Annotated in this window: 5 protein-coding genes and 4 pseudogenes; 3 read left to right on the plus strand and 6 right to left on the minus strand. The window is 71.6% G+C overall.

From position 1 onward, the window contains the following. Together C1I97_RS28145 and C1I97_RS28150 are read right to left on the minus strand one after the other, a co-directional pair. Positions 1 to 341 (minus strand): annotated as a pseudogene (locus C1I97_RS28145) (hypothetical protein); the annotation flags it as partial. A 107-nt stretch (positions 342 to 448) separates the two neighbouring features. Further along, entirely contained in the window at positions 449 to 670 is a 222-nt protein-coding gene (locus tag C1I97_RS28150) for a hypothetical protein (protein ID WP_111005948.1), read from the minus strand. A 152-nt stretch (positions 671 to 822) separates the two neighbouring features. Between C1I97_RS28150 and C1I97_RS28155 the strand changes: the two genes are divergently transcribed. Continuing rightward, the gene (locus tag C1I97_RS28155) at positions 823 to 1797 is read left to right on the plus strand and encodes a carbohydrate kinase family protein (RefSeq protein ID WP_111005949.1); all 975 of its coding nucleotides are present in this window, start codon (positions 823 to 825) and stop codon (positions 1795 to 1797) included. A 14-nt stretch (positions 1798 to 1811) separates the two neighbouring features. On the opposite strand, the pseudogene C1I97_RS28160 reads toward C1I97_RS28155, so the two are convergent. Continuing rightward, positions 1812 to 2603: pseudogene (locus C1I97_RS28160) on the minus strand (aminotransferase class V-fold PLP-dependent enzyme); the annotation flags it as partial. A 114-nt stretch (positions 2604 to 2717) separates the two neighbouring features. Between C1I97_RS28160 and C1I97_RS28165 the strand changes: the two are divergent. Further along, a pseudogene (locus C1I97_RS28165) lies at positions 2718 to 2948 on the plus strand (cupin domain-containing protein); the annotation flags it as partial. A 105-nt stretch (positions 2949 to 3053) separates the two neighbouring features. Here C1I97_RS28165 and C1I97_RS28170 read toward each other — a convergent pair. Further along, the gene (locus C1I97_RS28170; RefSeq protein ID WP_111005951.1) at positions 3054 to 3962 is read right to left on the minus strand and encodes a S1 family peptidase; all 909 of its coding nucleotides are present in this window, start codon (positions 3960 to 3962) and stop codon (positions 3054 to 3056) included. Positions 3963 to 4638: 676 nt separating this feature from the next. On the opposite strand from C1I97_RS28170, the gene C1I97_RS28175 reads away from it, so the two are divergent. Next, positions 4639 to 5076, plus strand: coding sequence for a cell division protein SepF (locus C1I97_RS28175; RefSeq protein WP_111005952.1), 438 nt, complete (start codon positions 4639 to 4641; stop codon positions 5074 to 5076). Positions 5077 to 5112: 36 nt separating this feature from the next. Here C1I97_RS28175 and C1I97_RS28180 read toward each other — a convergent pair whose 3' ends face one another. Both C1I97_RS28180 and C1I97_RS28185 read right to left on the minus strand, forming a co-directional pair. After that, positions 5113 to 6285: an acyl-CoA dehydrogenase family protein gene (locus C1I97_RS28180; RefSeq protein ID WP_111005953.1), complete on the minus strand. Its 1173-nt coding sequence runs from the start codon at positions 6283 to 6285 to the stop codon at positions 5113 to 5115. Between the two features lie 104 nt (positions 6286 to 6389). Further along, positions 6390 to 6581, minus strand: a pseudogene (locus tag C1I97_RS28185) (MFS transporter); the annotation flags it as partial.

Raw genomic sequence — 6581 nt, forward strand, 5'->3', positions numbered from 1 at the left:
CCCACCAGCAGCACCGTGGCGGCGACCGAAGCGATCACCACCGGCGACCGCCCGCGCACCCGCCACCCGCCGGAGCGCCCGTCGTCACCGTCCGGGGCCGCGGTGACGTCCGGTGCATCCGGGGCCGCGGTGACGGCCGGAACGTCCAGGGCTGCGGTGACCTCCGAGGCATCCGAGGCATCCGGGGTGTCCGGGACTTCCTGGCCCGCGGAGGTCCCGGTGACCTCCGCGGCCCCGCCTCCGTCCTCCGAAGCCTTCCGCCTCGGCGTCTCCGCCTGCTCCGGGGCCTCCTCGGCGGTGTCCGCGGCCGCGTCGTCGTGGTCGGGTCGCTCGGTGTTCACCGCATCGCTCCTTCGGCTGGGTCGTATCCCGCATCCCCCGGACGGGGGACAGCGATGGGACGCAGCGGGGGAGCGCGCGGTTCCCCTCGGTACGCCGGTCCGGCCGGTCAGTCTCCGTAGTCCGACATCGCGTCCAGCAGCCGCGCGGAGGAGGCGGGCACGTCCACGCCGTGGATGCGGGACGGCGGCACCGGAAGCGCGGCGGCCCGGCCGGGCGCCGCCCAGAGGGGGGCCATCCGGGCGCAGTCCCCGCGCAGCGAGGCCAGATCGCCCTCGGGATCGGCCGGAGCGGGGGCGGTGCGGGCGGTGTGGGCCTCAAGGTTGGTCATGGGTGAACCGTAGGCACGGAAGGGCCGCCCGAGACAGGCCTACCATCGGGTAGTCCCGCCCGCTCCGGTGTCACCCACCGGCAGGGTGGCGCGAACCGCGACACCGGGTAGCGTGAACTGTCAATCCCCCTGACCTCAGGAGCGTCCACGCCGTGCGCATCGCAGTCACCGGCTCCATCGCCACCGACCACCTCATGACCTTCCCCGGCCGTTTCTCCGACCAGCTCGTCGCGGATCAGCTGCACACGGTCTCGCTCTCCTTCCTGGTCGACCAGCTGGACGTACGGCGCGGCGGGGTCGGTGCCAACATCGCCTTCGGCATGGGCCAGCTCGGCACCCGCCCGGTCCTGGTGGGCGCCGCGGGCCCCGACTTCGACGAGTACCGCGCCTGGCTGGACCGGCACGGCGTCGACACCGACTCGGTCCGCATCTCCGAGACCCTGCACACCGCCCGCTTCGTGTGCACCACCGACGCCGACCACAACCAGATCGGCTCCTTCTACACCGGCGCGATGAGCGAGGCCCGCCTCATCGAGCTCAAGACCGTCGCCGACCGCGTCGGCGGTCTCGATCTGGTGCTGATCGGCGCGGACGACCCGGAGGCGATGCTCCGGCACACCGAGGAGTGCCGCACGCGCGAGATCCCGTTCGCCGCCGACTTCTCCCAGCAGATCGCCCGGATGGACGGCGACGAGATCCGGATACTGCTGGACGGGGCGACGTACCTGTTCTCCAACGAGTACGAGAAGGGCCTCATCGAGTCCAAGACCGGCTGGAGCGACACCGAGATCCTCTCCCGCGTCGGCCACCGGGTCACCACCCTCGGCTCGCGCGGCGTGCGCATCGAGCGCGCCGGCCAGGAGCCGGTCGAGGTCGGCTGCCCGGACGAGGACCGCAAGGTGGACCCGACGGGCGTCGGCGACGCCTTCCGCGCCGGCTTCCTCTCCGGACTGGCCTGGGGCGTCTGCCTGGAGCGCTCCGCCCAGGTCGGCTGCATGCTCGCCACCCTGGTCATCGAGACGGTCGGCACCCAGGAGTACCAGCTGCGCCGCGCCCACTTCATGGAGCGCTTCACCAAGGCGTACGGCGACGAGGCGGCCGACGAGGTCCACGCCCACCTCGCCTGACGGAGCGTCGGACGCTACGAGAGCCGGCGGACGACATAGGCGGAGCCCTCGTCCGCCGGTTCCTCGCCGACGTACTCCTGACCCCGCATCCCGCACCACGCCGGAATGTCCAGCCGCGCCGCCTCGTCGTCGGCCAGGACGCGGACCGTGGAGCCGACGGGCACGTCCCCGAACACCTTGGCCAGCTCGATCACCGGGATCGGGCAGCGCTTGCCGAGGGCGTCCACGACCAGCGCGTCCTCCCGCGCGGAGGCCGGCTGCTCCCCGGCCGGCGCCCCGAACTTCTCCCGGACCCCCGCCACCACGCCCGGCAGGACCGCCAGGAACCGTTCGACGTCCTCCTCCGGCGTCCCGGGCGGCAGCGACACCCGTACGTTGCCCCCGCTCAGCACGCCCATCGCCCTCAGGACGTGGCTCGGCGTCAGGGTGCTGCTCGTGCACGACGAGCCGGAGGAGACGGAGAACCCCTCACGGTCCAGCTCGTGCAGCAGTGTCTCCCCGTCGACATAGAGACACGAAAAGGTGACGACACCGGGCAGCCGGCGGACCGGGTCGCCCACCACCTCCACGTCCGGCACGAGCCGCGGCACCCGCGCCCGGATCCGCCCCGTCAGCTCCCGCAGCCGCACCGCCTCCGCGGCCGCCTCCTCCGCCGCGCGAGTGCACGCCCACCCCCGCTCGGTCAGCACCACCAGCCGAGCCCGCGCGTCCCCGGGGTGCGGCCGCCGCTCGGCGTACCCCTTCCGCACGATCTCGTCGACGAGCTGACTGGCAGCCTGTTTGGTGACCCCGAGGTGGACGGCGAGCTCGGTGACGGTCGCGCCGTCCGGGGCGAGCCGCGAGAAGGCGAAGCCGTGCGCGGGCCGCAGCCCTTCGAAGCCGCGCGCGACGACACCGCCGTGAACGCGCTGGGTGAGCTCACCGGCGACGGCGAGGAGATCTTCCACCTGCTCGACGGCGAGCTCCTGATCACCGTGGACGGTCGCGCCGACCGGATCACCGCGGGCGACACCGTGATCATCAACGCCGGCACGACCTTCGCCGTGGAGAACCCCACGGAGCGCACCGCCGTCTCCTGGGTGGCGACGTCCGTCGGGCTCCGGGCGGAGTTGGCCGACGGCACCGTCATCGCGCCGCCGTGGGCCGACTGACACGCGAAGGCCCCGCCCTTGCGCGCGAGAGGGCGGGGCCTTCACCGGAGGTGAGGGTGGAGCGGGAGCCGGGCCGCACGGGTTGCGGCCCGGCTCGGGGCGACGTCAGCCGATGCGCATCCCGTAGGCGCTCAGCGCCTCGGTGACCGGCTGGAAGAAGGTCGTACCGCCGGAGCTGCAGTTGCCGCTGCCGCCGGAGGTCAGACCGTAGGCGATGCCGCTGGTGGAGTACAGCGAGCCGCCGGAGTCGCCGGGCTCGGCGCAGACCGTGGTCTGGATGAGGCCGGAGACGACGTCGCCGCCGCCGTAGTTGACCGTCGCGTTGAGCGCCGTGACACGGCCGCTGTGGGTGCCGGTCGTGGAGCCGCGCCGGTAGACGGTGGTGCCCACGGACGGCGTGGCCGCACGGGTGATGGTCACGCTGCCCACGGCGCTCGGCTTGGCCACCGAGCTGTTGGTGTAGCGCACGATGCCGTAGTCGTTGCCGGGGAAGGAGGAGCCGGCGGTGGTGCCGAGGACGGTCGTCTTCGAGGAGTTCGACCACCAGGTGCCCGCGCCGTTGGTGCAGTGGCCGGCCGTCAGGAAGTAGGAGTTGCCGCTGCTGTCCTTGACGTTGAAGCCCAGCGAGCAGCGCCAGCTGCTCGCGTAGATGGCGTCGCCGCCGGAGATCAGCTTGGTGAACTTGCCGGAGGTGCGCTTGATGCTCAGGGCACCGGAGTTGGCCCCCGCCTGCTGCTTGATCCTGTTGATCTCGGCCTGGGAGACCGTACTGTCGACGGTGACGACAACCCGGTTGGTCTTGCCGTCGACCACCCAGGCCGTGCCCGGGATGTCCGCCTTGAGCACGGAGTCGCTCGTCTTGGTGAGCTGGGCCGCACTGAAGGTGGCCGGCGCATCGGCCGCGTTCGCGCTGGGGACCGCGAACGCGGCTGCGGCCGCGAGGCCGGATGCGATGGCGATCAGCCGGGTCCGTCTCGTCATGCCGCTGCGGGGAGTGGTGCGCTTGATCCTCACTTGGCGTTCCTCCACAAAGGAAGTCGGGGGCCCGCGTGGGGTCGGGGGCCCGTGAGGCGCAGTCAGGGGACGTGATGTCCGGATCCCGGACATGCCGTGCCCCTGACAAGCGCTGTGGGGGAGTATTCGGCCGAACGACCGGTCGGCGCAAGGGTGCCTTTCAGCCGCGCGACTGTGTGCGATTCGCGTGGGCCATGTGTGGCCGAGGTGAATTGACGCCTGGTCAGAAGCCGGAAAGGACCCGTCCCGTCCGGATCGGCAGGCGTGAGGACGATCACGTCACCGAAGGTCGCCCAAGCCGCGGGGTGTCCGGAACTCGACCCTCCGGACAGCAAGTGCTTTCCCCGTTCGGACGGCCGAAGCCTCCGCCGGGAGCGGCCGTCCCCCGAGGGGCGTACGACGCGGAGCCGCAGCGCCGTACCGCCCCCTTCGTTCACTCGTGCGCACCACGCGTCACCCGTGTGCACGCGCGCGCTGGGGACAATCATATTTCACTCACCGTCAGCGTCCGTGTAGCGCGCCACCCTTGGGGCATACGGGCTCTCGACGGATTCGCCGTGCACCAGTACCGTCACAAACCCCCCGCGCGGCGCCTATTCACTTGGCGCGTTGTCAGCATCATGGATGACCATAGGGATGCGGAAAGGAAGAATGACCGCTGTGAGAGGAGGCGTCCATGGGATCGGTACGCAAGGCGAGTGCGTGGCTCGGCCTCGTCGACGACAACGATGACGAGCGCTACTACGACGACGACTACTCCGAGGGCACCGAGTCCGGGGACGCCTGGGTCACCGACCCCCGGGTGAAGGTGGCCACGGACACGGCCGAGGAGAAGGGCCGCCGGATCGGCACGGTGACGCCGGACAGCTTCCGGGACGCCCGCGTTATCGGCGAGCTGTTCCGGGAGGGGGTGCCCGTCATCGTGAACCTCACGGCCATGGAGCCCGCCGACGCCAAGCGCGTGGTCGACTTCGCGGCCGGACTGGTCTTCGGTCTGCGCGGCTCCATCGACCGCGTGTCCACGCGGGTGTTCCTGCTGTCCCCCGCCGACACCGAGATCGTCACCGCGGACCCGGCGGCGCACCGGTCGGACGGGTTTTTCAACCAGAGCTGAGGCAGGGCCGCGCACCGGCCCCGCCCCGCCCCGGCCTCACCGGAAGGCGTCGAGCCCGGTGAGCGCCTTGCCCAGCACGAGCTGGTGCATCTCGACGGTGCCCTCATAGGTGAGCACCGACTCGAGGTTGGTCGCGTGCCGCATCACGGGGTACTCGAGGGAGATTCCGTTCGCCCCGAGAATGGTCCGCGCCGTACGGCAGATCTCGATCGCCTCCCGTACGTTGTTGAGCTTGCCGAAGCTGACCTGCTCGGGACGCAGGCGGCCGGCGTCCATGCGCCGCCCCAGATGATGGGCGAGCAGAATTCCCTTGTGCAGTTCGACCGCCATGTCGGCGAGTTTGGCCTGGGTGAGCTGGAAGCCGCCGATGGGCCTGCCGAACTGCTCACGTGACTTCGCGTAGTCGAGGGCGGCCCCGAAGCTGGAGCGGGCCGCGCCCATGGCGCCCCAGACGATGCCGTAGCGGGCGTGGGACAGACAGCCGAGCGGCCCGCGCAACCCGGTGGCCTCGGGCAGTACGGCGTCGGCGGGCAGCCGTACGTCGTCGAGGACGAGCTCGCTCGTGACGGAGGCCCGCAGCGACCACTTGTGCTTGATCTCGGGGGCGGAGAAGCCGGGGGCGTCGGTGGGGACGACGAAGCCGCGGATGCCGTCCTCGGTCTGCGCCCAGACGACGGCGACGCCGGCCACGGAGCCGTTGGTGATCCACATCTTGCGGCCGTTCAGCACCCAGTCGGTGCCGTCGCGCTTGGCGTGGGTGCGCATGGAGGCCGGGTCGGAGCCGTGGTCGGGCTCGGTGAGCCCGAAGCAGCCGATCACCTCGCCGGCGGCCATCCGGGGCAGCCACTCCTGCTTCTGCTCCTCGCTGCCGAAGCGGTGGACGGCGTACATGGCGAGGGAGCCCTGCACCGAGACCAGGGAGCGGATGCCGGAGTCGGCGGCCTCCAGCTCCAGGCAGGCCAGCCCGTACTGCACGGCGGTGGCGCCGGCGCAGCCGTAGCCGCTGAGCGACATCCCGAGGGCACCGAGGGAGCCGAGCTCGCGGGCCAGCTCCCGGATGACGGGCAGCTCGCCCTTCTCGTACCACTCGGCGATGTGGGGCAGGACGCGGTCGGCGGCCCAGTTCCGCACGGTGTCGCGGACGGCCAGGTCCTCCGGGTCCAGCAGATCGTCGATCCCGAGGGGGTCGACGGGGTCGAACGAGGACATGGGCACGCACCTCCGGCCAGGGAAAACTAGCGATGCTAGTCAAGCAGCTCCGGCCCGACGTTACGACGCGGTGCGGCCCACGTCCAGGGCCGCCTCCCACCCGGTCACGCCGACACGCGGGACCTCTCCACCTCCCGCTGCGCGGGCAACTCCACCGACGTCGCCTCACACTGCATCACCCGCGGCAGCCGCAGCGCCATCACCGCCCCCAGCAGCAACAGCCCCGCGCTCACCAGCAAGGTCACATGCAGTCCGTGCACAAAGGAATCCCGCGCCGCCCGCCGCAGGGCATCCCC

Origin of the sequence: Streptomyces sp. NTH33, assembly GCF_003236365.1 — a bacterium.
In the GTDB taxonomy this organism is placed as follows: Bacteria; Actinomycetota; Actinomycetes; order Streptomycetales; family Streptomycetaceae; genus Streptomyces.

Excerpts from the sequence above, each read along its gene's own strand:
- C1I97_RS28150 (WP_111005948.1), bottom strand. The coding sequence starts at position 670 with ATGACCAACCTTGAGGCCCACACCGCCCGCACCGCCCCCGCTCCGGCC.
- C1I97_RS28175 (WP_111005952.1), top strand. The coding sequence starts at position 4,639 with ATGGGATCGGTACGCAAGGCGAGTGCGTGGCTCGGCCTCGTCGACGAC.
- C1I97_RS28180 (WP_111005953.1), bottom strand. The coding sequence starts at position 6,285 with ATGTCCTCGTTCGACCCCGTCGACCCCCTCGGGATCGACGATCTGCTG.